Genomic DNA, 21,997 nt, shown 5'->3' with positions numbered 1-21,997 from the left:
CTCCCGGTGCTTCCCGCCTGTTTGACGAGTCGTTTGACAAGGCTGGCGCGCTCGGCCAAAACGAGCCGGATTTTCAAGGATGACGCCGATGCTGCCAGACGGATATTCGGACGTGCCGGCGGGCAAGCTCGCGGCCGTCGTGACCTGCCTCGAAATGCGCGAGCCGCCGGACCGGCGGGCCGATCCGGGACAGCCCGGCATCACGCTGGAACATGTCGAAAGGGCGGACCCGGCCTGGTACCGCGATCTCTACCGGCGGATCGGCACGGACTGGCTCTGGGCCTCCCGCCTGGTCCTTCCCGAAGACGACCTCGCCGCCATTCTCCATCATCCGGACGTGGAGGTCTACGCGGTGATGAAGGATGGGCATGCGGAGGGGCTGCTGGAACTCGACTTCAGGGAGGAGGGGATCTGTGAACTCGCCTTCTTCGGACTGACCGCTGTGGCTATCGGTCGGGGCACGGGCCGCTGGCTGATGAACCATGCGATCGCGCGGGCGTGGTCGCGGGAGGGGCATCCGCCCATCGGACGCTTCTGGGTGCACACCTGTACGCTGGATTCGCCGCAGGCGCTCGACTTCTACATCCGCTCGGGCTTTTCGCCGGTGAAGCGCCAGATCGAGGTTTTCGACGATCCACGGCTGACCGGTGCATTGCCGGCGACAGTCGCGCCCGGGGTTCCGCTGCTCTAGAATCAAAAACCGCCGGAGGGGCTTTCGTCATCTCCGGCGGTATCGGGCGTCGTCTTCCTTCGGCATGTCGCCGCGACAGTCATCCGTCATCGTGTCGTCTTGTCCCATGCGCGAAAGCCGATGTCCTTGCGCAGGTCGAAGGGCAGGCTTTCCAGTTCGCGTTCGACGCGATGACGCTGCCAAGCCGAGGCGAGCCGGCCGGTGACGGTCCGCAGGAGGTGGACGAGGCTGCCGGACACCTGCACGCCCGATGCGTGCCGGACGATGTTCCAGTGCAATTGCCATTTTCAGGGTTCCTTTCGAGCTTGGGAGGTATCGAAAGGTCGCGACCTTGATCGTGACTATTCCTCAACCTCACGCATCAATCAAACGAATATAACTGATCGAACTGATCAACGGTCTTCATGCTTCGTGACGGCGGGCCAGTCGATGTCCTGCTTGAGGTAGTCCGGCAGCTGTGCCAGTTCCTCTGCCGTGTGGCGCGCAACGGCGCGCCGGCGGCGGGCCTCGATGGCCTCGCCTACGAAGCGCCGTATTGCGTAGTAGAATCCGTTTCCGCGGGCGAGCACGGCAAGATCGGCACCGTCGGTCAGCGACTTTTGCGTTTTCATGGCGTTTTCCTCACGTTCGTTTGCTTTGCAGGTTGACTATCCGCCCGTCTCGGTTTTCAATCAAACGAAATGAAGTGACGCTTTGCTTCAGATTTTCTGATCCATGGAGGCGACAATGAACCTTCTGATGCGCCAGACGCTCCCGCTGCTGGAACTCGATATCCTGAGGACCTTCGTGGCGATCGCCGAGACCGGAAACTTCACCACGGCCGCCGAAACGGTGCACCGGACGCCGTCCGCCGTTTCCATGCAGATCAAGAAGCTCGAGGAGCTTCTCGGCTGCACGCTCTTCCGCCGCGATGCCCGGTCGGTGGTGCTGACCCATCACGGCGAGGTGCTGCTTTCCTATGCCCGCCGGCTGATCGCCCTCAGCAACGAGGCCGTCTCGCGCTTCATGATGCCGGAAATGAACGGCGTCGTGCGGCTCGGCGCGCCGGACGACGTCGGCGAGCTCATCCTGCCGGAAGTGCTCAGGCGCTTTGCGGAAACCTATCCGTCGATTGCCGTCAACGTCTCGATCGAGACGAGCAGCAACCTGCGCCGCGCGGTTGCCGAGCGCCGGCTCGACCTTGCCATCTTCAACGCGACGGACGGCACGATCCCGATTCCGGGCGAGGTGCTGCTCAAGGAACAGCTCGTCTGGGCCGGCAAGAATTGCGGCAACGCGCATCTGAAGAACCCGCTGCCCGTCTCCGTCTGGGAGGAGGGCTGCATCTGGCGCGCGCGGGCGCTGGAGGAACTGAGCCGCTCGGGCCGGGATTTCCGCGTCGCCTATTTCTGCGCCCATCACATGGGCCAGCGCGCCGCGATCCGGGCCGATCTCGCGGTCGCGCCGCTTGCCCGCTTCCTGGTGGGGGACGACATGGTGGCGCTCGGCGAGAAGGACGGCCTGCCGGACCTCGGCCATTATCTCATCGGCCTCGTCGTCAACGAGGAGGCCGAGGCGCCGGCGCAGGCCGTGGCCGACTATATCCGCGCGGCCTTCGCCCGCATGGAGCGCCGGCCCATGGACATGCTGCAGGTCGCCTGCTGAAGCCTGGCCTTCCTTTCGCGCGCGGCTACCAGACGCCGCGCGTGATGCCGTTCCACAGCCAGGTCCAGACCGGTGGGTGATACCATTGCCGCGAAGGCCCCTCGATTTCCCGCGGCGCCAGGGTGCCGTTCACGGCATCCGTCAGCGCCGTAAGGACGATCCCCGTCGCCGCCGCCGTCTGCAGGAGCGGATAGGTGTGCATCGTGTCCCGTTTGCCGGGTTTCATCCGCTGCTGGTAGAGCACGCCGCCGGTGTCGACGCCCGCATCGACGAGATGCACGGTCGTGCCGAAATTCGCCTCGTCCCCCAGCACGCGCGACCAGTAGCCGCCCTGCAGGCCGCGATATTGTGGATTGATGCCGGCATGGAGATTGAGCACCGGGCAGGAAATGGCCGCGAGGGTCTCCGCCTTCAACATGCGACAACTTACGAGCAGCAGCGCTGCGGGCCGGATTCTGTCAAAGGCCTCCAGGAATTGCGGGCTGTTGGCGGAGGGAACGGCGATGCGGCGGACGGCAGGGTCGATCGAGGCGTCGGCGCCATGGGCCGCGAGGATTTCCCGGGCGCGGCCCTCGGTGAAGCGCTTGCCGAATTTCGAGACGGCCATGGTCGCGAACTGGCCGAGCGCCTGGAACCATCCGAGCGTCCTCGCCCTCCGCCGCAGAAAGAGCGATTTCGGCTCGGGCTGCTCCTCGATGACGACGAGGTTGGGGAAGGCGGCCTTGACGGCATTGACGACGATTTCGGGATTGGTGCCCGGCTGGATCAGCATGGCCACCGTCTCCATCCTCGCGTCGCGTTCCGTCATGTCCGTCATTCCATCGTTGCCTTCGGGCATGATGGCCGGGGTGCCTTAGGAAGCGGTAACCGCCGGCGGGAATCGCCGGGCAGGGCTAAGGATTGGTTAGTGCACTTTTTGCTTGCCGATCCCGTTCCCCTCCGGCGCGGGCTGGTCTAGATTTCCATTCGATGTGATTCACGAGGAGAATCTTCCATGACCGCAAAGAATCTTGCCCGTCTCGGTGCCGTGTTTGCCGCGCTGCTGGTGCTCAGCGCCTGCGGGAATACGATCCGCGGCCTTGGCCGGGACACGGCGAACACCGTGGACGCGACCAAGGATGCCGGCCACCGCATCGCGCGCGCCGCGAACTGAGACGCCTGAGGGCAAGCCCCGACGCCGCCGGCCTCAGGAGGCGGCGTACGGGGATCGGTCATGACCGGCCCGGCGCATGAAGGGGATCTGGTCCGGTGAGAACCCGCCATCCCGACAGTGAGAGCATCCGTGCGGTTCTCGAGCCGCACGGTCTTTTTTTGCGCGGTGCCGTGAATTTCGCCGATGGCGAGGCGGCGCCGGCCCTTTCGGATGGGCGTCCCGCCGCAAGCGTGCTGCTTGTCGGCAATGTGGGCGGCTCGATCTGGCCGGCCTTTTCCCGCTGGCGCGCCGCGCAGCCGGACGGCGGCGGCAGCGATCCGCTCGATGCCTGGTCGAAGACGGTCATCGGCGCCGTCGCGATGTCCGCGGGGGCGACGGCATGGTTTCCCTCCGATCCGCCATGGCAGCCCTTCCAGCAATGGGCGATGCGCGCGGAGGGGCTGAAAGCCTCGCCGCTCGGCATCCTGATCCACCCGGTCTACGGCCTCTGGCACGGCTATCGCGGGGCGCTCGGTTTTTCCGTGCCGGTCGAGGGCGGGGCCTTGCCGCCGCGCCCGCATCCCTGCGAGCACTGTCCGGACAAGCCGTGCCTTGCAGCCTGTCCGGCCGGCGCTGTCCGTCCCGAGGCCTTCGACGTTGCCGCCTGCCGGTCGCATCTGCGCGGGCCGGAGGGGCGGGGCGGCTGCATGATGCTCGGCTGTCTTGCCCGTGCGGCCTGTCCCGTCGGAGCGGACTATCGCTACGGCGATGCCCAGCTCCGCTTTCACATGGCAGCCCTCTCACTTTGACCTTTCGGCGGGAATCGCCGCTAAATTCGCCGCATTGCCGGCGGAGCCAGAGGGTCATGCGAGCGCTTCTGTTTGTCCTTTTCCTGTTTCTCACGCCTGCCCTGTGGAGCGTTGCCATGGCCGAACCGCCGAAATGCGCCGCGATCGAGCATTTGTCCGGCCGCTACACCGTCTGCACCTTCGATCCCGCGAAGGAGACGATCCGGCTCTTCGGCACGCAGACGCTCGGCGTGCGCGGCGCGACCTACGACCAGCTCAACACGTATCTCCTGCGCAACGGCCAGCATATGAGCTTCGCCATGAACGGCGGCATGTACCACCCGGACTACGGGCCGGTCGGCCTGCTGGTCGAGAGTGGCCGGGAGACGGGTGCGCTCAACAGGCAGGATGCCTTCGGCAATTTCTTCATGAAGCCGAACGGCGTCTTCTTCATCGAGGACGGCAAGGCGGGCGTGATGGAAACGGAGGCCTATGCCAAGGCCGGGCTTTCGCCGCAGGAGGCGACGCAATCCGGGCCCATGCTGGTGATCGACGGCAAGATCCATCCGCGCTTCCTGCCGGATGCCACGAGCCTGCAGATCCGCAACGGCGTCGGCATCCTGCCGGACGGGCGCGTCGCCTTCGCCATCTCGAACGACCGGGTGCGCTTCCACGACTTCGCGACGCTCTTCCGCGACCGGCTGCAATGCCGAAACGCGCTCTTTCTCGACGGCAGCATTTCCAGCCTCTATTCCCCGGAAATCCGCCGGCACGACCGCCGCGCCGTCATGGGCACGATCATCGCCGTCGTCAAAAATCTGCCCTGGTGAGAAAAAATTTGCAGCCGCGACCCAAGGATTGCGGTCCGGCGCACGTCTGAAGGGATAGTGCACGCAATCGGGATGGGCCCGTGGAAACAGAACTCGTCGAAAAGGCGGCCTTGGGGGATCGGCAGGCATTCGCCGCGCTGGTCGAGAGCCGCTATGATTTCATCCATGCCGTCGCCTGGCGATGGTGCGGCGACCGGCAGGATGCCGAGGACGTGGCGCAGGAGGTGTGCATACGCCTCGCAAGCGCCATCCGCGGCTTCAAGGGTGCGAGCCGCTTCGGCACGTGGCTCTATGCGGTGACGCTGAACGCCGCGCGCGACCAGATGCGCAAGCGGCGGCGGAGCGAGTGGCGCGACGCCGCCTATCTGCGCGAGCAGGCGGTGCTGGAAGGCGGCTCCGGCGACGACGGCGGCGAGGAACTCTGGCAGGCCGTGCGCCGGCTTCCCGACAAGCAGCGCGACGCCGTGCTGCTGATCTATGGCGAGGGGCTCAGCCATGCGGCGGCGGCCGATGTGCTCGGCTGCGCCGAAACGACGATTTCCTGGCATGTGCACGAGGCCCGCAAGCGCCTGAAGGTGCTGCTGCGCGACACGGCCGCGTGACGGAAGGACAGACGATGACCGATCTCGACCTCGACAGACTTTCCCGCCGCCGCCCGCCGGCCGCAATCGCCGCTGCCCGCGCCGAAGCGCTCGCCGCCGCCATGCAGGCTTTCGACGGTGCGGAAAAAAATGCGGATGCTCCCCAAGGTTCGGCGGATGGCGGGCGTCGAAGCTCCATCTTCAACCGGATATGGAGCCCCATCATGAACCGCAGACTTCTCGCCGGCTCGGCGCTTGCCACGTTGCTCGTCGTCCCCGTCGCCGGCCTCGTCACCTATGAGCTGGTGCGCAACGGCACGGTGCCGCTGACAACCGAGACCGGGATCGCCGCAAAGCCCGCCGATGCGGACCAGCGCGCCCGCAAGCCGGTCGAGGAGGCGGCGAAGGCCGAGGCCCGGGTCGCCGCGGAAGCGGATGCCAAGGCGAAGGCCACCGCCGATACGGCCGCCGGCACGCTTGCGGCCGAGCCCGCACCGCTTGCCGAAAGCCGCGAGGAGGAGGTCGTCGCCGCCATGCCGGAATCGCTTGCCGTCGGCGGCGCTGCGCATATGCAGGCGCTGAGCCGCATGGCGGTGCCGTCCTCGGACATTGTTGCCATGCCGATGCCGGTGGAGGATCGCGAGCGCTTCGCCTCCGCCGATCCCAATCCGGTGAAGAGCGTTGCGACCGATCCGGTCTCCACCTTCTCGGCGGATGTCGACACGGCTTCCTATTCCTATATGCGTCGGTCGCTGCTCGGCGGCAGCCTGCCCGATCCCGAGGCGGTGCGCGTCGAGGAGATGGTGAACTACTTCCCTTACGACTGGAAGGGGCCGGAAACGGCGGAAAAGCCGTTCAACGCCACCGTCACCGTCATGCCGACGCCTTGGAACAAGGGCACCGAACTCCTGCATATCGGCATCAAGGGGTTCGACACCGCGCCGGCGGAGCAGCCTTCGGCCAATCTCGTCTTCCTCATCGACGTTTCAGGCTCGATGGACGAGCCGGACAAGCTGCCACTCCTGAAAAGCGCCTTCCGCCTCCTGGTCGGCAAGCTGAAGGACACCGATACGGTCTCGATCGTCACCTATGCGGGCGATGCCGGCGTCGTTCTGGAGCCGACGGCGGCAAAGGAGCGGCAGAAGATCCTCGATGCCATCGACACTCTCCAGCCCGGCGGCTCGACGGCCGGCGCGGCGGGCATCGAAACGGCCTACAAGCTCGCCGAAAAGGCGTTCAGGAAGGATGGCGTCAACCGCGTCATGCTGGCGACGGACGGCGACTTCAATGTCGGCCCGGCCAGCGACGAAGACCTGAAGCGCCTCATCGAGGAGCGCCGCAAGAGCGGCATCTTCCTCTCCGTGCTGGGTTTCGGCCGCGGCAACTACAATGACGGCATGATGCAGACGCTGGCGCAGAACGGCAACGGCACGGCCGCCTATATCGATACGCTCGCCGAGGCGCAGAAGGCGCTGGTGGAGGAGGCGGGGTCCTCGCTCTTCCCCATCGCCAAGGACGTCAAGTTCCAGATCGAGTTCAACCCGGCGCGTATCGCCGAATACCGCCTGATCGGCTACGAGACCCGCGTGCTCAACCGCGAGGATTTCAACAACGACAAGGTGGATGCCGGCGATATCGGCTCCGGCCACCGCGTCACCGCGATCTACGAGGTGACGCCGAAGGGCAGCGCCGCCGTGCTGAACGATCCGCTGCGCTACGGCAAGGGCGAGGCGGCTGCGACGCCGGCGGCGGAAAGCGGCGAGCTGGCCTTCCTCAAGATGCGCTGGAAGAAGCCGGACGGCGATACCAGCGAGCTCGCCACGATGCCGGTGACGGATGCCGATGCGGTCGCCGACGTGAATGCCGCTTCCGCCGATGTCCGCTTCTCGGTCGCCGTCGCGGCCTTCGGGCAGAAGCTCAAGGGCGTGACGGCCCTGCAGGACTATGCCTATGGCTCGATCCTCGGCCTTGCGGAAGCCGCGCGCGGCAACGATCCGTTCGGCTATCGGGCGGAGTTCTTGAAGCTCGTGCAGCTTGCGCGGGGGCTTTCGGGCGAGACGGCGCAGTAGGACAGGTCGCCTCTCATCCGGCCTGCCGGCCACCTTCTCCCCGCAGGCGGGGAGAAGGGGATATGCGGCGCCGCTTTCCTCAAGCAATACCTTGCGGGGCTGTATCTTGCTGCAAGGCTGTCACACATGAAAGGAAGCATTGCCCCATCTCCCTTCTCCCCGCTTGCGGGGAGAGCGACTGTCTTTGTTGTCAAGTGTTTTGCCATGGCCTTTGGTCCCTGATGATGGCGTTGAGCATGGTCAGCAGCTTCCGCATGGTTGCGACGATGGCGACGATCTTCGGCTTGCCGGCCGCCACGAGATGATCGCGGAAGGCCTTGAGCACCGCATTGTGGCGACTGGCCACGAGGGCTGCCATGAACAGCACGGACCGCACGTTGCTCCGGCCTCCGCCGATGAAGCTCCTGCCCTTCCACTTGCCCGATTGCCGCGTCCACGGTGCAAGCCCGGCCAGCGCCGCGATCTGTCGCCGGTCGAGGCTGCCCAGTTCCGGCATATGTGCCAAAAGCGTGCGCGCCACCGCCGGTCCCACGCCCGGCACCGAGGTCAACAGCCTCTCGCGCACCCGCCACAACGGTGATTTGCGGATCCGGTCGTCCATATCGGCATCAAGGCTCTCCAGCTCGCGCCGCAGCGCCGTCAGGACGCGCCGGATGCTCTTGCGGGCGGGCGGGGATGCGGCCATCCGCTCGCGGTTCTCTTCCGCCACCATCATCTGCACGATCTGGCGCCGCCGTGTCACCAGTTCGCCGAAGGCCCGCGCCGCCTCGTCCTTCAAGGGACGTATGTCGGGCTTGGCCGCTTCGACGAAGGCCGCGATCACTGCCGCGTCGATCGGATCGGTCTTGGCATGTTTGCCCAGAGCATTCGCATAGGCGCGAACCTGTGCCGGATTGACGACCACCACGGCAAGCCCCGCCGCCGAAAGCGCCGCCACCGCCACATGCTCGTAGCCGCCCGTCGCCTCCAGCGCCACCAGAGCGGGGCCGTGCGACGACAGCCGGGCTATCAGCGCCTCCACGCCGGCATGATCGTTGCCGACCCGGAAATGTTCACCCGACGGTGCGACATGCACGTCGAGCCAGTCCTTCGATACGTCGATACCGACGACAACCTTGTCCATCCGATCCCATCCTTGCCTAAGCGGGCTTCGCAATGTCGAGCGGCCCTGGCGACTGTTCGGGTTCGATGGAACGGCGGATGGAGACCCGGGCTCTCCCGCGGGCTTGGTGTCCCAAAAGTGCTGCGGGATGCCATCCGCCACCGCAATGCCAAATACACCGGCTTTCGCGGATAAAGGGAAGTTACAAAGGTGCCGGCAGGCGGATGAGGGGGATGCCGGAGGCAAAAAGAAAAGTCTTTCCGTGCCGCGCACCCTCATCTGGCCCTTCGGGCCACCTCTCCCCGAGGGGAGAAAGGGGAAAGTGACAATGTCGAACTCGTTCGATAGCCCTGCGGCTCGCGGTGGACAGGATTATGCGGCGGGCTTTTCCCGCTCCTTGCCTGACTTGCTCGCAGATGCGCTTGCCCCATCCCTTGCGTCTCGCTTGCGGGGAGAGGGCGGCAGCAGGCGGATGAGGGGGGCGGTCCAGCGCCTTTCCTTCGTTTGCGGCAGGGGCTCGCAGCGCAGGACGTCGTTTTCCGCCTCGATCAGGTTCAGTCCGGCATCGCGCAGCAAGCGCCGGTCCCTGCGGGCGACGAGCAGCCGCAAGGCCTCCCGCTCCGCCTGCCGTTGACGCCATTCTCTCAGTCTTTCCAGCGCTTTTTTCAGGATGCCCATGGCCGTTGCCCTTCGTTCTGTGCATCAGTCAAGCAAGGCGATAGACATTTCACAAACGAATAGCGATGATGGCAGGTATCAGGAAAAGCGATGGTGCGTCATGTATCCACCCCTTGAAAGCGATCTCCTGCGCATCTTCGTCGCCGTCGCGCAGGCCGGTAATGTCACCCATGCGGCGGAAAGGCTGGCGCGGACCCAGTCGGCGGTCAGCATGCAGGTGCGCAAGCTGGAGGATTCGGTCGGCGCCGTGCTGTTCGAGCGCGGTCCGCGCGGCGTTTCGCTGACGCCGGAGGGCAAGCGGCTGCTGCCCTATGCGCGGCGCATCGTCGGGCTCGTCGACGAGACGACGGCGGTCATGCGGACGGCGCCGCTCGACGGGCCCGTGCGCGTCGGTATTCCGGAGGAATACAACCAGACGGTCCTGCCGAACGCGCTGGCCGCCTTCGCCGAAATCCATCCCAATATCGAAGTGACGGTGCTTTGCGGTTATACCGCGCAGCAATTGGCGGCGCTCGAAGCGGATCAGCTGGACCTTGCCATCATCTTCGACTGGTGCGACGGGATCTCGGGCGAACTGCTGGCGGTCGATCCCACCGTCTGGGTGGCCTCGGTCACGCATGACCGGCATGTGGAACGGCCGGTGCCGGTGGCGGTCTACTGGCGCTCAAGCTGGTGCCGGGACTTTGCGCTCCGCTCGCTCGAGCGGCACACCATCCCCTATCGCATCGCCTATACCTGCGATACGAGCGGCGGCCTGCGCTCGGCCGTGACCAGCGGGCTCTCCATCGCGCCGCTCTCGCGCAGCAACATTCCGCCCGGCGCGCGGGAGCTGACGATCGCGGACGGTTTTCCGCCGATCGATTCCTCCCGCGTCATCCTCAAGCGCAATCCGCGCCGCGGCGGGCCGGCCATCGAGGGCATGGCGGACATGATTCGCAAATCCTTCGGGCCGCTCGCGGCCACGGGCGATCAGGCTTTCGGATAGGCGCGCTCGAGGCCGCCGGAGCGCGTGAGGCCGGTGCGGAAGGCGCCGTAGGCCGCGTGCTGGCTGGAGCGGGCCGCTTCCATGAGCCTTATCTGCAGGCGCGCGGGCGCCGCCTCGCCAAGCCATTCGCCGAGCTTTTCCAGCTTCAGCGAATTGAGGAAGCGGGCGGTCGCGGCGCGGTTGAGATAGAGGTCCAGGCCTTCGAGCAGGTTCTCGTCCTGTTGCGGGTTTTCCATCAGGAGGGCGAGATAGGCCTGGTCTGCCTCGCCGAGCGTGCCAAGCTTGTCGGCGACGGTTTCCCGGTCCGGAAAGGCTGCAAGATCGGCGTTCATGGTGTCCCCCTGGAATCGTTCGCCCCTTGGGAATAGGACGCACCCGACCGGCCCGCAAGCGGGGAAGGCGGAATTGGATTGAAAATCCAATATTGACAAATCATCCAATATTGGATTGTTTGTCGCCATGTTCGATACAGCAAATGCCGATGCGCTTCTGCGCCACCATGCCGCGACTGCCGCGGCCATCTCCACGCTCTTCTATCCCCATGCCGAAGTCGTGCTGCACGACCTCGAAACGGGGCTTATCGCTGGCATCTGGAATGCCTTTTCCGGCCGCAAGCCGGGTTCCGAATCACTTGTCGAGGACGAGCTCGACCAGGCGGGCGAGGGCGGCGTCTACGGGCCCTATGAAAAGACCGGCGAGGATGGACGGCGCCTCAAATCCGTGACGGCGGTGCTGAAGGACGATTTCGGCCAGGCCGTCGGCCTTCTGTGCATCAACATGGACGTTTCGCATTTCGAGGCCGCGGCCAAGCTGCTGGCGGCTTTCACCGGCGCTATCGCGCCGCGGCCGCCCTCGCTCTTTGCCGGCGACTGGCGGGAGGAGATCAACACCGCGTTGCACGACTGGCTGCGCACCCGCGGTCTAGCCCTGACGGCGATGCGCAAGGGCGACCGGGTGGCGCTCGTCGCCGAGCTCGACCGGCGCGGCCTGTTCCAGACCCGCAACGCCGTCGATCATCTCGCCGGCCTCATGGGCGCCTCGCGCGCCTCGATCTACAACTATCTCGCCGACGCCCGGCGCCAGAACAAGAAGGACAACATCTCGTGACCACGCTGCCGGATTTCCGCCTCGAAACCCATTTCTCGCGCTGGGAATTCAAGGCTCGCCACCACATGACGGCGAGTGACGCCGAGACCATGCGCATGTCGGACCTGCTGGCGCTCGCCGGCCCCGAAGACCTCGATGCCTGGGACCGGGTCTCGCTCGGCTATACCGAGACCTGGGGCGCGCCGGCGCTGCGCGATACCATCGCCTCGACCTACGAGACGCTTTCGGACGCCGATATCCTCACCTTCGCCGGGGCGGAGGAGGGGCTCTATTGCGCCATGCTGGCCCTGCTCGGGCCGGGCGACCATGCCATCGTCACCGTGCCGAACTACCAGTCGATGGAGACGATGCCAGTCACCATCACCCGCAATGTCACGGGCGTCGCGCTGCGGCCGGAGAACCGCTGGCAGCTCGATCTCGATGAGCTGCGCGCGGCCCTGCGCCCGGAAACCAAGGTCATCGCCGTCAACTTCCCGAACAATCCGACAGGCGCGATCGCCGATCAGGATATTTTCCGCGCGCTGGCCGATCTCTGCGCCGAGCGCGGCATCCATCTCTTTTCCGACGAGGTCTATCGCGGGCTGGAGATCGATGCGGCAAAGCGCCTGCCGCAGGCGGCGGACCTCTTCGACAAGGGCATTTCGCTCAACGTGATGTCGAAGGCCTACGGCCTGCCGGGCCTGCGCATCGGCTGGATCGCCAGCCGCGACCGCGCGCTGCTGTCGCGCATGGAAAGGATGAAGCACTACCTCTCCATCTGCAACGCGCGTCCCTCGGAGGTGCTTGCCGGCATCGCGATCAAGGCGCGCGAGACGATCTTCGCCCGGCTTCGCGCCCTCTGCGCGGAAAACATGGAAAAGCTCGACGCCTTCTTCGCCGACCATCCGGATCGCTACGAGTGGACGCGGCCCGATGGCGGCTGCGTCGCCTTTGCCCGCTATCTCGGCAGGGACGGCGTGGAGGAGCATTGCCGGCGGCTGGTCGAGGAGAAGGGCGTCCTGCTTCTGCCCTCCAGCCTCTTCGTCTCCGACCTGCTGCCCGTGCCGATGGACCGTTTCCGCGTCGGCGTCGGGCGCCGCAATATCGATGCGGGACTTGCGGCGTGGCGGGAATTCCTGGCCGAGGGCTGAGGCGGACCGCTGAACGCCGGAACGAAAAAGGGCGCCGTTCGGCGCCCTTGTCGTATTCGGTATTCCCCGGACTTCAGGCGGCTTTGGTCTCGTGGCTCGTCTGCGTCACCATGGCGGCGATGATCGTGCTGATGCTGAGCGCGCCGATCGGCCGGCCGGCTTCGTCCACCACATGGGCGAGCGTCTGGTTGGCGGCGGTCATGGCGCGGGCGGCGGTTTCGAGCACGGTGCCCTTGGCAAGCGGCATGCCTTCCGGATTGCCGGAAAGCGGCGCCATGATCGTCTCGACATTGACCACGCGGCCGCGGTTCACTTCCTTGACGAAGGCGGTGATGTATTCGTCCGCCGGGTTCAGCACGATTTCCTGCCCGGTGCCCTGCTGCACGACCATGCCGTCGCGCAGGATCGCGATCTTGTCGCCGAGGCGGAGCGCCTCGTCGAGGTCGTGGGTGATGAAGACGACGGTCTTCTTCAATTCCTTCTGGAGGTCGAGAAGGACGGTCTGCATGTCGACGCGGATCAGCGGGTCGAGCGCCGAATAGGCTTCGTCCATCAGGAGGATGTCGGCGTCGTTGGTCAGCGCGCGGGCAAGGCCGACGCGCTGCTGCATGCCGCCCGAAAGCTGGTTCGGATAGTGGTTTTCGAAGCCGGCAAGGCCGACGCGGGCGATCCATTCCCCGGCGCGTTTTTCCCGCTCGGCGGCGGCGACGCCTTGGATCTCCAGGCCATAGACGGTGTTTTCCAGAACGGTGCGGTGCGGCAGCAGCGCGAATTTCTGGAAGACCATCGCCGTCTTGTGGCGGCGGAACTGGCGCAGGTCGCTCTCGTTCATCCGACAGACGTCGACGCCGTCATAGAGCACTTCGCCGGCCGTCGGGTCGATCAGGCGGTTGATGTGGCGGATCAGCGTCGACTTGCCCGAGCCGGAAAGGCCCATGACCACCATGATGCCGCCCGCCGGCATGGAGATGTTGATGTCGCGAAGGCCGAGGACGTGGCCGTATTTCTGGTTCAGCTCGGCCTTGCCGAGGCCGTTCTTCACGGCGTCGACGTAATCGCTGCCGCGCGGCCCGAAGATCTTGTAGAGATTGCGGACCTCGATTGCATGACTAACCATGAATTATCTCCCAGTGCTTCTGGCGCCGCGCGCCGTGGGAATGGCTGCGGCGGTCGAAAATGATGGCGATGACCACGCGCGCGAAGCGCCCGCGGATATCCGTCCTTGGATGATGTCCGCCGCGCGGAAGCGGGCGTCGCGAAAGGCTGAAAATCTGCAAAGTAAGTCTGGCGATGCTTCGCGCAGGCCTGCCATCCGTTTCCCCTCTTCTCCGGCAGTGACTGCCCCGTACCGCAGGGCGCGATGACCTTGCGAACGGAACGGCGCGCGCGGGATATTCTTCTTATGGTTCCCGGCTTGCCTCTTCTTCATTGCATGAACCGCGGGTTCATATTGTGCTATTTGCGACCTCTTCGGTTTCCTGACGCGCATCGGAGCCCGCGGCTGTGTTCAAAGCGCGGCCTTGACCTTGCCGGCGATGTCGGGCGCGACCCATGGGGTCCAGATCTCCGGGAAGGTCTCGAGGAAGTACTTCGCGGCGTCTTCCGTGGAGGCATGGTTCTCCTCCATCCAGGCGAGCACCTTGGCGACGGTACCGTTGTCCCACTGGCGGACTTTCATGTAGTCCATCGCCCCACCCGCCTTTTCGGCGAAGTCCTTCGTGGCGACGGTGAAGACGTCCGAGGTCGGGTAGGAGTTGACCTTTGGATGAGGGCAGGCCGGCACCGCCGTGCAGCTGTCCCATTCGGCCTTGTCGAATTCGACGCCGAAGGAGAGCTTGACCATCTGGTACTTGCCGAGGATCGCGGTCGGCGCCCAGTAGTAGCCGAGCCAGCCGGTCTTCTTTTCGAAGGCATCGGCGATGGAGCCATCGAGGCCGGCGGCGGAGTCCGTCTCGACGAGGCGGAAGCCGAGCCTGTCGGCGCCGAGCGCGCGGTAGAGGTTGTCGGTCGTGACCTGGCAGTTCCAGCCCGCCGGGCAATTGTGGATCGCTGCCTTCGACGGGTCCTGCGTATCGGGGAAGAGCTCGGGATGCTTCAGCGCGTCCTGCACCGTCCTGATGTCCGAATTGTCGTCCGCGATGAATTTCGGGATCCACCAGCCCTCGACGCCGCCTTCGGAAAGGAGAGGGGCAAGCTGCATCAGCCGACCTTCGGCAATCGCCTTGTCGAGCGGCGTGCGCACGGCATTCACCCACATTTCGGGTGCAAGGTCCGGCTCGCCCTTCTCGTTCATCGAGGTGAAGGTCGACATGGTGTCGCCCGCCACCAGGGTTACAGTGCAGCCATATCCCTTTTCGAGGATGAACCTGTCGAGATGGGCGGCGATGCCGGCCGAGGCCCAGTTCATTTCGGCGATGGAGACCGCGCCGCATTCCGCCGCCCGGGCCGGACCGGCAAGGCCGCAGAGTCCGGCGGCAAGCAAGGCGGCGGCGAGGAGCTTCTTCATGGGCTGGAGACCTCCCAGTCTCGGCATGCAGCGATCGATCCGGATGGCAGCGCAGGTTACTGCGTGGTCCCGACTGCCCGAACGTTTTGCCCGACAGGAAAGCACGGCGCTATCGGTGAGCCGGTCTGCCTGTTGCGGTGACGCCGCGCTTTTTATGTTTGCCGCCGGAACCCTGCTGCCGGCGCCCGTCTTCGTGCGTCACCCGACAAGCCTACGGGTTCCTATTGAGAAATCAACCTCCTGCACCTCGCAAGCGGCCCGAGGATGGCGCCAGCGGCCCGCCGGGCGGGAATTTTTCGAAATCACCCGAAAAAGTTCGCGATTCACCATTGCTTAAGGTCCCGATAACGGTCCGGTAACGATGTGCCGCTATTGGTGTTGTCACGGCGGGGGACACCGCCGCCTGCTCCGGAAAGGTTTTGCGTACCGGGGTGCCTGGGCTTCGATGCGTTTTTGTCGAAGCCGCCATGCGTATTTTGGCAAGCCGTGCATCCTTCCGGGATGCACGGCTTTCGCCATTTCAGGGCAATAAAAAACGCCGCCTTCCGGGGAAAGGCGACGCGGGATGCGGGCGGACCTGACGGTGGCTCGAAGGGATCAGCCGACGTTGCCGGTGCGGATGACGCCGAGCGGGCCGAGCGGCGCGTCCATGACGACGTTGCGCACGCGGGATTCGCTTCTGGGGGCTTGGCCATTCCAGGCGATCTGAACGAAATTCGGCTTGCTGAAGATATACAGCATGGACTTGATCCTTGAAACCCGAAGCCACTTGCCTCGGCTGTGCGATATATTGGATATAGGCTCGAACGCGGGAAAAGTCACCATCGCCGACGGCGCAAAATGTCGCATACAGGATATCAAGGCAGGCATGCTCGAAACGCATGGCGGGGCCGTGCGAATAAAGCCGGGGTGGCATGGCCGGATTGCGGCAATATTGCGGTAAATCAGGCTTTTCCGGCGGCAAAAGGGAGTGTTGGAAGGACGCCATGACCAGGACGATCATGCTGCAGGGCACCGGCTCCGATGTCGGAAAAACGGTATTGGTGGCGGGCCTCTGCCGCATCGCCGCCAACCGCGGGCTGAAGGTGCGTCCCTTCAAGCCGCAGAACATGTCCAACAATGCCGCCGTGTCGGCCGATGGCGGCGAGATCGGCCGCGCCCAATGGCTGCAATCGCTCGCCGCGTGCGTGCCGTCCTCCGTCCACATGAACCCGGTCCTCCTCAAACCCCAGTCGGAGACCGGCAGCCAGATCGTCGTGCAGGGCAAGGTGTTCGGACAGGCGAAGGGGCGGGGCTATCAGGTGCTGAAGCCGAAGCTGATGGGCGCGGTGCTGGAAAGCTTCGAAACGGTTTGCGCGGGCGCGGACCTCGTCGTCGTCGAGGGGGCGGGCTCTCCGGCGGAGATCAACCTGCGCGCCGGGGATATCGCCAATATGGGCTTTGCCACGCGTGCCGGCGTGCCGGTCGTGCTGGTCGGCGATATCGACCGCGGCGGTGTCATCGCCTCGCTGGTCGGAACTCATGCCATCCTGCCGGAGGAGGACCGGCGCATGGTCACCGGCTATCTCATCAACAAGTTCCGCGGGGATGTGACGCTCTTCGACAGCGGCATCGCCGAGATCGGGCGCTTCACGGGTTGGCCGTGCTTCGGCGTCGTGCCGTGGCTGAAGGAGGCCGGCAGGCTGCCGGCGGAGGATTCCGTCGTGCTGGAACGGCTTGCGCGGAGCGGGACGGGGGCCTTGAAGGTCGCCGTGCCCGTCCTGCCGCGCATCGCCAATTTCGACGATCTCGATCCGCTGAAGGCCGAGCCGCAGGTCGATCTCGTCTTCGTCCGGCCGGGCGAGCCGCTGCCGGCCGATGCCGGCCTCGTCGTGCTACCGGGATCGAAATCCACCATTTCGGACCTTCGCGCCTTCCGCGCCGCCGGCTGGGACCGCGACCTCGCCCTCCACATGCGGCGCGGCGGCCGCGTCATCGGCATCTGCGGCGGCTACCAGATGCTCGGCGAGCGCGTCACCGATCCGCTCGGCATCGAGGGCGGCGAGCGGGAGGTGGCCGGGCTCGGCCTGCTTGCCGTCGAGACGGAAATGGCGCCGGAAAAGACCGTGCGCAACAGCGCCGCCCGTTCGCTGCAATATGACGTGCCGCTGGAAGGCTACGAGATCCATCTCGGCTGCACGACGGGGCCGGATGCGCTGCGTCCCGCCGTCAGCATCGACGGGCGGCCGGACGGCGCGCTCTCTGCCGATGGCCGGGTGATGGGCACTTATCTGCACGGGCTGCTCTCCAGCGACGCCTACCGGGCGCGGCTGCTCGCCGATTTCGGCATCGCGGGCGGCGGGTTCGATTACCGCGCGAGTGTCGATGCGGCGCTCGATGGCGTCGCGGCCGAGCTGGAGGTCGTCCTCGACCGCCGCTGGCTCGAAGGTCTTCTCGGCGCGGCTGATTAAACCGGCCGTCTGAAACGTACAGCCATCGGGTTCCTTCTGCATCCGCCTGCCGCACCAAAGTTGCGCCAGAATTGGGTGCAAGGAGTGACGAAAATCCGCCCGGCATGCCGGGTGCCGACGCCTGCGCGCGATCCGAAAGGGTGAATATATGGGTTCTGGACCTCTCGCACGTTCCGTTCTGGCCAGTCTGCTGGGGCTGTCGCTGGCCGGTCTTCCGGCCGCCGGCTTCGCCCAAAGCGCCCAGGAAAACACGAGCGCCGGAAAGCGCTGGGAGGAGGAGTTCTCCTTCTGGCAGAAGGCCTCGTCCGGCAACGACCTTGCGCAGTACGAGCGCTACCTGAAGCAATATCCGACCGGCACCTTCGCCTCCATGGCGCGGCTGCGCATCGCCGAATTGCAGGCCGCCGCGAAGACGAAGGACGCGCAGGCTGCGACCGACGACGCTGCCGCGAAGGCAAAGGCGGAGGACGCGGCCGCCGCCGAAAAGGCCAAGGCAGAGGAAGAAGCGCGCAAGGCCGAAGACGCCCGCAAGGCGGATGAGGCCAGGAAGGCTGCCGAAGCCGGGAAGGCGAAAGCGGACGAAGCGGCCCGCAAGGCGGCGGAAGCGAAGAAGGCCGCCGACGAGGCCGCGCGCCTGAAGGCGGAAGCCGAGGCGAAGAAGGCCGAGGAAGAGGCCGCCGCACGCAAGCTCGCCGAAGAAAAGGCCGCTGCCGAAAAGGCGAAAGCCGAAGCCGCCGCCGCGGAAAAGGCCCGCACCGAGGAGGCTGCCCGCCTGAAGGCCGAGGCTGAGGAGAAGAAGGCCGCCGCCCGCAAGCTCGCCGAAGAGAAGGCCGCCGCTGCCGAAAAGGCGAAGGCTGAAGCCGCTGCCGCGGAAAAGGCCCGCGCCGAGGAGGCTGCCCGCCTGAAGGCTCAAGCCGAGGAGAAGGAAGCCGCGGCCCGCAAGCTTGCCGAAGAGCAGGCGGCCGCGGCCGAGCGCCTGAAGGCGAAAGCGCAGGCTGCCGCCGACAAGGCGAAGGCGGAGGAAGCCGCGCGCCTCAAGGCCGAGGCGGACCGCAGGAAGGCCGAGGAGGCCGCTGCGGCCGAAAAGGCCCGCGCCGAGCAGGAAGCTGCCGCCCGCCGGGACGCCGAGGCGAAGCGCGTCGAAGCCGAAAAGGCCGCTGCCGCCGAGAAGGCGCGCATCGAGCAGGAGGCTGCCGCCGCCCGCAAGCTTGCCGATGAGAAGGCGGCCGAACTGGAGCGCCTGAAGGCCGAGGCCGCGAAAGCGGCGGCGGATGCTGAGGCCAAGGCCGCGGAAGCCGCCCGCCTTGCCAAGGAAGCCGAAAAGCGCGCGGAAGAGGCCGCGGCCGCCCGCAAGCAGGCCGAAGGCGGCGCTGCCGCGGCGAATGCCGGCAAGGCTGAAGCCGCCGGCGGCCAGGACGGCGATATCGCGGCCCGCAAGGCGGAGGACGCCAAGCGCGAGGAGGAGACGTTCCAGAAGGCGGTGCTCGACGGTTCCGAAAAGGCGTTCCGCGCCTATATCGCGGCCTATCCGAACGGCCGCTTCCTCGCGGACGCCCGCGAGCGCCTTGCCGCGCTCCCTAAGGCCAAGCGGCCGGAAACCGGCACGGCGACCGCGGACACCGAGCGCAAGGCCGTGGAGCAGCCCGTGGTCGATCCGCGCGAGGCCTATATGGACCGCTCGCTGCGCGCCCAGGCCCAGCGCTGGCTGAGCGCGCTCGGCTACAACACCTACGGTGCCGACGGTGTCTTCGGTCCGCGCACCCGCGCGGCGATCTCCGCCTGGCAAGGGGCATCGGGCTATCGCACCAGCGGCTATCTCACGCGCCAGCAGTACCGCGTGCTGCGCGAGGCCGCGCAATATGCCGAGGCGCGCCAGACCCGCCAGCGGCGCTACCAGCGGCAGCGCGAATACGACGTGCTGGAAGGTCCCGTCGACGGTTACTATGACGGGCCGTATTACCGCGACGACGGCTATTACAATCGCCGTGGCGGCGTGGTGATCATCCCCGGCTATTGAGGCCGGGGCGCAGGACCTCCTTATGCCCGCCGCTCGATTGACTTGGCGGCGGGGCACGCTTAATCATCCGACCATCGGATGGTTCCCGACGGCCGCAAACCGGCCCGGGAGAGAAGGGAACGTGACACGGTGGACCCAGACCGGGCGCCGCAATCACGGCCGACCCCGCGACTGTAGAGTGGCGAGGAACGATCGGCCGATGGAACCGACGGCGTGCGGGGCGGCATGGTGCCACCCCGGGCAAGGCGCCGGCGAACCATCGGAAAAGCCACTGGGCTGCACTGCGATAAGCCGGGGTTGGACGCCTCTATCTCTACGAATCGTCCGCCTTTCGCAAAGCCTGCCCGGGAAGGTGAGAGCGTTCCGCCGGTGCCTCGGCACCTGACGCCGCGAGCCAGGAAACCTGCCATCCGACAGAGGGCATGTCGCCCGATCCGGGGAGTTTTTCCCCTGTGCCTGAACGGAGGTTGTCATGGCGCTATCCACATCATCCCTTTGGCTCCGGGCCGGTCCGGCCGGGGCCGCGTGTGCGCCTCCTGCCATCGCGCCCGCCTGAGGCCGCCGCGATGGCGGTCACTTTCGACATGAATTTCCGGAAAGCCGGACGATGACGGTTCCTGAAAGCGGAGCCGTGCTCGTGCTTGGCGGAGCGCGTTCGGGAAAATCCGCATTCGCCGAAAGGCTGGTCGCCGGGACCGGCCTCGAACGCCATTACATCGCCACCGGCCGTGCCTTCGACGACGAGATGCGCCAGCGCATCGCGAAACACAGGGAAGACCGCGGCGGCGGTTGGTGGACGCATGAGGAGCCGCTGGCCCTTGCCGCGCGCATCGCCGAGGTGGCGCGGGAAGACCGCGCGGTGCTCGTCGATTGCCTGACGCTCTGGGTCACGAACCTGATGCTGGAGGAGCGCGACATTCCCGCCGAATTCGCCGGCCTTCTCGCCGCGATCGCTGCCGTACCCGGCCGGCTGGTCCTCGTGTCGAACGAGGTCGGTCTCGGCATCGTGCCGGAAAACCGCATGGCGCGCGAATTCCGCGACCATGCCGGGCGGCTGCACCAGCAGGTGGCCGCCCTCGTGCCTGAAGTCTATTTTATCGCGGCCGGACTGCCGCTGAAAATGAAGGGTTGAGCCATGCTGCAACAGAAAATCCCCGCCACCGTCATCACCGGCTTCCTCGGCGCGGGCAAGACGACGATGATCCGCAACCTCCTGCAGAATGCCGGGGGAAAACGCATCGCGCTCATTATCAACGAATTCGGCGACCTCGGCATCGACGGTGATGTGCTGAAGGGCTGCGGCGCGGAGGCCTGCACCGAAGACGACATCATCGAGCTCACCAACGGCTGCATCTGCTGCACCGTCGCCGACGATTTCATCCCCACCATGGCGAAGCTGCTGGAGCGCGAGAACCGTCCGGACCACATCGTCATCGAGACCTCGGGCCTCGCCCTGCCGCAGCCGCTCGTCGCGGCCTTCAACTGGCCGGAGATCAAGACGCAGGTGACGGTGGACGGCGTGATCACGGTGGTCGACAGCGCCGCCGTCGCCGCCGGCCGCTTCGCCGACGATCACGACAAGGTGGATGCGCTGCGCGTCACGGACGAAAATCTCGACCATGAAAGCCCGCTGGAGGAACTCTTCGAGGACCAGCTCACCGCCGCCGACCTCATCGTCCTCAACAAGACGGACCTCATCGATGCCGCCGGCCTTCAGGCCGTGCGCGACGAAGTCGCCTCGCGCATCGCCCGCAAGCCCTCGATGATCGAGGCGCGGAACGGCGAGGTCGCCGCCGCCGTGCTGCTCGGCCTCGGCGTCGGCACGGAGGACGATATCGCCAACCGCAAGTCGCACCACGAGCTGGAGCACGAGAACGGCGAGGAGCACGACCACGACGAGTTCGACAGCTTCGTCGTCGAGCTCGGCGCCGTCGCCGATCCGGCCGCCTTCATCGAGCGCCTCAAGGGCGTGATCGCCGAGCATGACGTGCTGCGTCTCAAGGGTTTCGCGGACGTTCTCGGCAAGCCGCTGCGCCTGCTCGTCCAGGCCGTGGGCAGCCGCATCGACAGCTATTTCGAGCGCGCCTGGGCGCCCGGCGAGGCGCGCGGCACCCGCCTCGTCGTCATCGGCCTGCACGACATGGACGAGCAAGCCGTCCGCGCCGCCATCGCGGCGGCGGCGTGATTTCGGCATGAGCGTGCTGTGGTTCCTCTCTTCGGTGCGTCGGGTTCGGCAGGGCCATTTTCGGCCTGCCGTGCCGGTGGATCCTCGGGTCGAGCCCGAGGA

General features: G+C 66.1%; 23 protein-coding genes and 1 riboswitch. Of the genes, 14 read left to right on the top strand and 9 right to left on the bottom strand.

Annotated elements, in window-relative coordinates:
* Nucleotides 1-88 precede the first annotated feature (88 nt).
* Nucleotides 89-691 carry a GNAT family N-acetyltransferase gene (locus ShzoTeo12_RS08795; RefSeq protein ID WP_318912284.1) on the top strand — a complete coding sequence of 201 codons (603 nt, stop codon included), beginning with the start codon at nucleotides 89-91 and terminating at the stop codon, nucleotides 689-691.
* 86 nt (nucleotides 692-777) lie between these two features.
* Here the strand turns inward: ShzoTeo12_RS08795 and ShzoTeo12_RS08790 are convergent, their stop codons facing one another.
* Complete coding sequence (locus ShzoTeo12_RS08790; protein WP_318912282.1) at nucleotides 778-969, bottom strand: hypothetical protein; 192 nt, start codon at nucleotides 967-969, stop codon at nucleotides 778-780.
* A gap of 114 nt (nucleotides 970-1,083) precedes the next feature.
* A complete protein-coding gene (locus ShzoTeo12_RS08785; protein ID WP_318912280.1) occupies nucleotides 1,084-1,302 on the bottom strand; it encodes a hypothetical protein in 219 nt (72 codons plus the stop codon).
* A gap of 115 nt (nucleotides 1,303-1,417) precedes the next feature.
* Between ShzoTeo12_RS08785 and ShzoTeo12_RS08780 the strand changes: the two genes are divergently transcribed.
* Nucleotides 1,418-2,335 (top strand): LysR family transcriptional regulator, encoded by a 918-nt coding sequence (locus ShzoTeo12_RS08780; RefSeq protein WP_119256089.1) that lies wholly within the window; start codon nucleotides 1,418-1,420, stop codon nucleotides 2,333-2,335.
* A 25-nt stretch (nucleotides 2,336-2,360) separates the two neighbouring features.
* Here ShzoTeo12_RS08780 and ShzoTeo12_RS08775 read toward each other — a convergent pair whose 3' ends face one another.
* The gene (locus tag ShzoTeo12_RS08775; RefSeq protein WP_413251130.1) at nucleotides 2,361-3,152 is read right to left on the bottom strand and encodes a formyl transferase; all 792 of its coding nucleotides are present in this window, start codon (nucleotides 3,150-3,152) and stop codon (nucleotides 2,361-2,363) included.
* Between the two features lie 177 nt (nucleotides 3,153-3,329).
* Here ShzoTeo12_RS08775 and ShzoTeo12_RS08770 point away from each other — a divergent pair, with 177 nt between their 5' ends.
* The 5 genes from ShzoTeo12_RS08770 to ShzoTeo12_RS08750 all read left to right on the top strand — a co-directional run bounded on the left by ShzoTeo12_RS08770 (nucleotide 3,330) and on the right by ShzoTeo12_RS08750 (nucleotide 7,735).
* Nucleotides 3,330-3,488 (top strand): entericidin, encoded by a 159-nt coding sequence (locus ShzoTeo12_RS08770; protein ID WP_119256090.1) that lies wholly within the window; start codon nucleotides 3,330-3,332, stop codon nucleotides 3,486-3,488.
* Between the two features lie 95 nt (nucleotides 3,489-3,583).
* Nucleotides 3,584-4,276: a ferredoxin gene (locus tag ShzoTeo12_RS08765; RefSeq protein WP_318912276.1), complete on the top strand. Its 693-nt coding sequence runs from the start codon at nucleotides 3,584-3,586 to the stop codon at nucleotides 4,274-4,276.
* 116 nt (nucleotides 4,277-4,392) lie between these two features.
* Nucleotides 4,393-5,085, top strand: coding sequence for a phosphodiester glycosidase family protein (locus ShzoTeo12_RS08760; RefSeq protein ID WP_318912275.1), 693 nt, complete (start codon nucleotides 4,393-4,395; stop codon nucleotides 5,083-5,085).
* A gap of 80 nt (nucleotides 5,086-5,165) precedes the next feature.
* Entirely contained in the window at nucleotides 5,166-5,687 is a 522-nt protein-coding gene (locus tag ShzoTeo12_RS08755) for an RNA polymerase sigma factor (protein ID WP_318912274.1), read from the top strand.
* A gap of 14 nt (nucleotides 5,688-5,701) precedes the next feature.
* Nucleotides 5,702-7,735, top strand: a complete 2,034-nt coding sequence (locus ShzoTeo12_RS08750; protein WP_318912273.1) for a VWA domain-containing protein — start codon at nucleotides 5,702-5,704, stop codon at nucleotides 7,733-7,735.
* A 190-nt stretch (nucleotides 7,736-7,925) separates the two neighbouring features.
* Here ShzoTeo12_RS08750 and ShzoTeo12_RS08745 read toward each other — a convergent pair whose 3' ends face one another.
* Entirely contained in the window at nucleotides 7,926-8,858 is a 933-nt protein-coding gene (locus ShzoTeo12_RS08745) for an IS110 family transposase (RefSeq protein ID WP_318909409.1), read from the bottom strand.
* A 351-nt stretch (nucleotides 8,859-9,209) separates the two neighbouring features.
* Nucleotides 9,210-9,515, bottom strand: coding sequence for a hypothetical protein (locus ShzoTeo12_RS08740; RefSeq protein ID WP_318912271.1), 306 nt, complete (start codon nucleotides 9,513-9,515; stop codon nucleotides 9,210-9,212).
* A gap of 100 nt (nucleotides 9,516-9,615) precedes the next feature.
* On the opposite strand from ShzoTeo12_RS08740, the gene ShzoTeo12_RS08735 reads away from it, so the two are divergent.
* The gene (locus ShzoTeo12_RS08735) at nucleotides 9,616-10,500 is read left to right on the top strand and encodes a LysR family transcriptional regulator (RefSeq protein ID WP_318912270.1); all 885 of its coding nucleotides are present in this window, start codon (nucleotides 9,616-9,618) and stop codon (nucleotides 10,498-10,500) included.
* Here ShzoTeo12_RS08735 and ShzoTeo12_RS08730 read toward each other — a convergent pair.
* Nucleotides 10,485-10,832 carry a hypothetical protein gene (locus ShzoTeo12_RS08730; protein ID WP_318912268.1) on the bottom strand — a complete coding sequence of 116 codons (348 nt, stop codon included), beginning with the start codon at nucleotides 10,830-10,832 and terminating at the stop codon, nucleotides 10,485-10,487. The two genes, ShzoTeo12_RS08735 and ShzoTeo12_RS08730, sit on opposite strands and share 16 nt — an antisense overlap.
* Before the next feature lie 127 nt (nucleotides 10,833-10,959).
* Between ShzoTeo12_RS08730 and ShzoTeo12_RS08725 the strand changes: the two genes are divergently transcribed.
* A complete protein-coding gene (locus ShzoTeo12_RS08725; protein WP_318912266.1) occupies nucleotides 10,960-11,607 on the top strand; it encodes a transcriptional regulator in 648 nt (215 codons plus the stop codon).
* Nucleotides 11,604-12,737: a pyridoxal phosphate-dependent aminotransferase gene (locus ShzoTeo12_RS08720; protein WP_318912265.1), complete on the top strand. Its 1,134-nt coding sequence runs from the start codon at nucleotides 11,604-11,606 to the stop codon at nucleotides 12,735-12,737. The genes ShzoTeo12_RS08725 and ShzoTeo12_RS08720 overlap by 4 nt, the downstream gene beginning before the upstream one ends.
* Nucleotides 12,738-12,810: 73 nt before the next feature.
* Here the strand turns inward: ShzoTeo12_RS08720 and ShzoTeo12_RS08715 are convergent, their stop codons facing one another.
* The 3 genes from ShzoTeo12_RS08715 to ShzoTeo12_RS08705 all read right to left on the bottom strand — a co-directional run bounded on the left by ShzoTeo12_RS08715 (nucleotide 12,811) and on the right by ShzoTeo12_RS08705 (nucleotide 15,984).
* Nucleotides 12,811-13,854: a glycine betaine/L-proline ABC transporter ATP-binding protein gene (locus tag ShzoTeo12_RS08715; protein ID WP_318912263.1), complete on the bottom strand. Its 1,044-nt coding sequence runs from the start codon at nucleotides 13,852-13,854 to the stop codon at nucleotides 12,811-12,813.
* Between the two features lie 390 nt (nucleotides 13,855-14,244).
* Entirely contained in the window at nucleotides 14,245-15,243 is a 999-nt protein-coding gene (locus tag ShzoTeo12_RS08710; protein WP_318912262.1) for a glycine betaine ABC transporter substrate-binding protein, read from the bottom strand.
* Between the two features lie 597 nt (nucleotides 15,244-15,840).
* Nucleotides 15,841-15,984 (bottom strand): hypothetical protein, encoded by a 144-nt coding sequence (locus ShzoTeo12_RS08705; protein WP_162911322.1) that lies wholly within the window; start codon nucleotides 15,982-15,984, stop codon nucleotides 15,841-15,843.
* A 245-nt stretch (nucleotides 15,985-16,229) separates the two neighbouring features.
* Between ShzoTeo12_RS08705 and ShzoTeo12_RS08700 the strand changes: the two genes are divergently transcribed.
* The 4 genes from ShzoTeo12_RS08700 (at nucleotide 16,230) to cobW (ending at nucleotide 21,895) form a co-directional block, all read left to right on the top strand.
* Complete coding sequence (locus tag ShzoTeo12_RS08700) at nucleotides 16,230-17,693, top strand: cobyric acid synthase (protein WP_318912261.1); 1,464 nt, start codon at nucleotides 16,230-16,232, stop codon at nucleotides 17,691-17,693.
* Nucleotides 17,694-17,841: 148 nt separating this feature from the next.
* Nucleotides 17,842-19,710 carry a peptidoglycan-binding domain-containing protein gene (locus tag ShzoTeo12_RS08695; protein ID WP_318912259.1) on the top strand — a complete coding sequence of 623 codons (1,869 nt, stop codon included), beginning with the start codon at nucleotides 17,842-17,844 and terminating at the stop codon, nucleotides 19,708-19,710.
* Nucleotides 19,711-19,772: 62 nt separating this feature from the next.
* Nucleotides 19,773-20,136: riboswitch (cobalamin riboswitch) on the top strand.
* A 181-nt stretch (nucleotides 20,137-20,317) separates the two neighbouring features.
* Complete coding sequence (gene cobU, locus ShzoTeo12_RS08690; protein ID WP_318912257.1) at nucleotides 20,318-20,842, top strand: bifunctional adenosylcobinamide kinase/adenosylcobinamide-phosphate guanylyltransferase; 525 nt, start codon at nucleotides 20,318-20,320, stop codon at nucleotides 20,840-20,842.
* Between the two features lie 3 nt (nucleotides 20,843-20,845).
* A complete protein-coding gene (gene cobW / locus ShzoTeo12_RS08685) occupies nucleotides 20,846-21,895 on the top strand; it encodes a cobalamin biosynthesis protein CobW (protein WP_318912255.1) in 1,050 nt (349 codons plus the stop codon).
* Nucleotides 21,896-21,997 lie beyond the last annotated feature (102 nt).

The sequence above is a fragment of the Shinella zoogloeoides genome, assembly GCF_033705735.1.
GTDB lineage: Bacteria > Pseudomonadota > Alphaproteobacteria > Rhizobiales > Rhizobiaceae > Shinella > Shinella zoogloeoides_A.
Note: the sequence above shows the minus strand (reverse complement) of the source record. Positions and strands in the feature narration are given on the sequence as shown.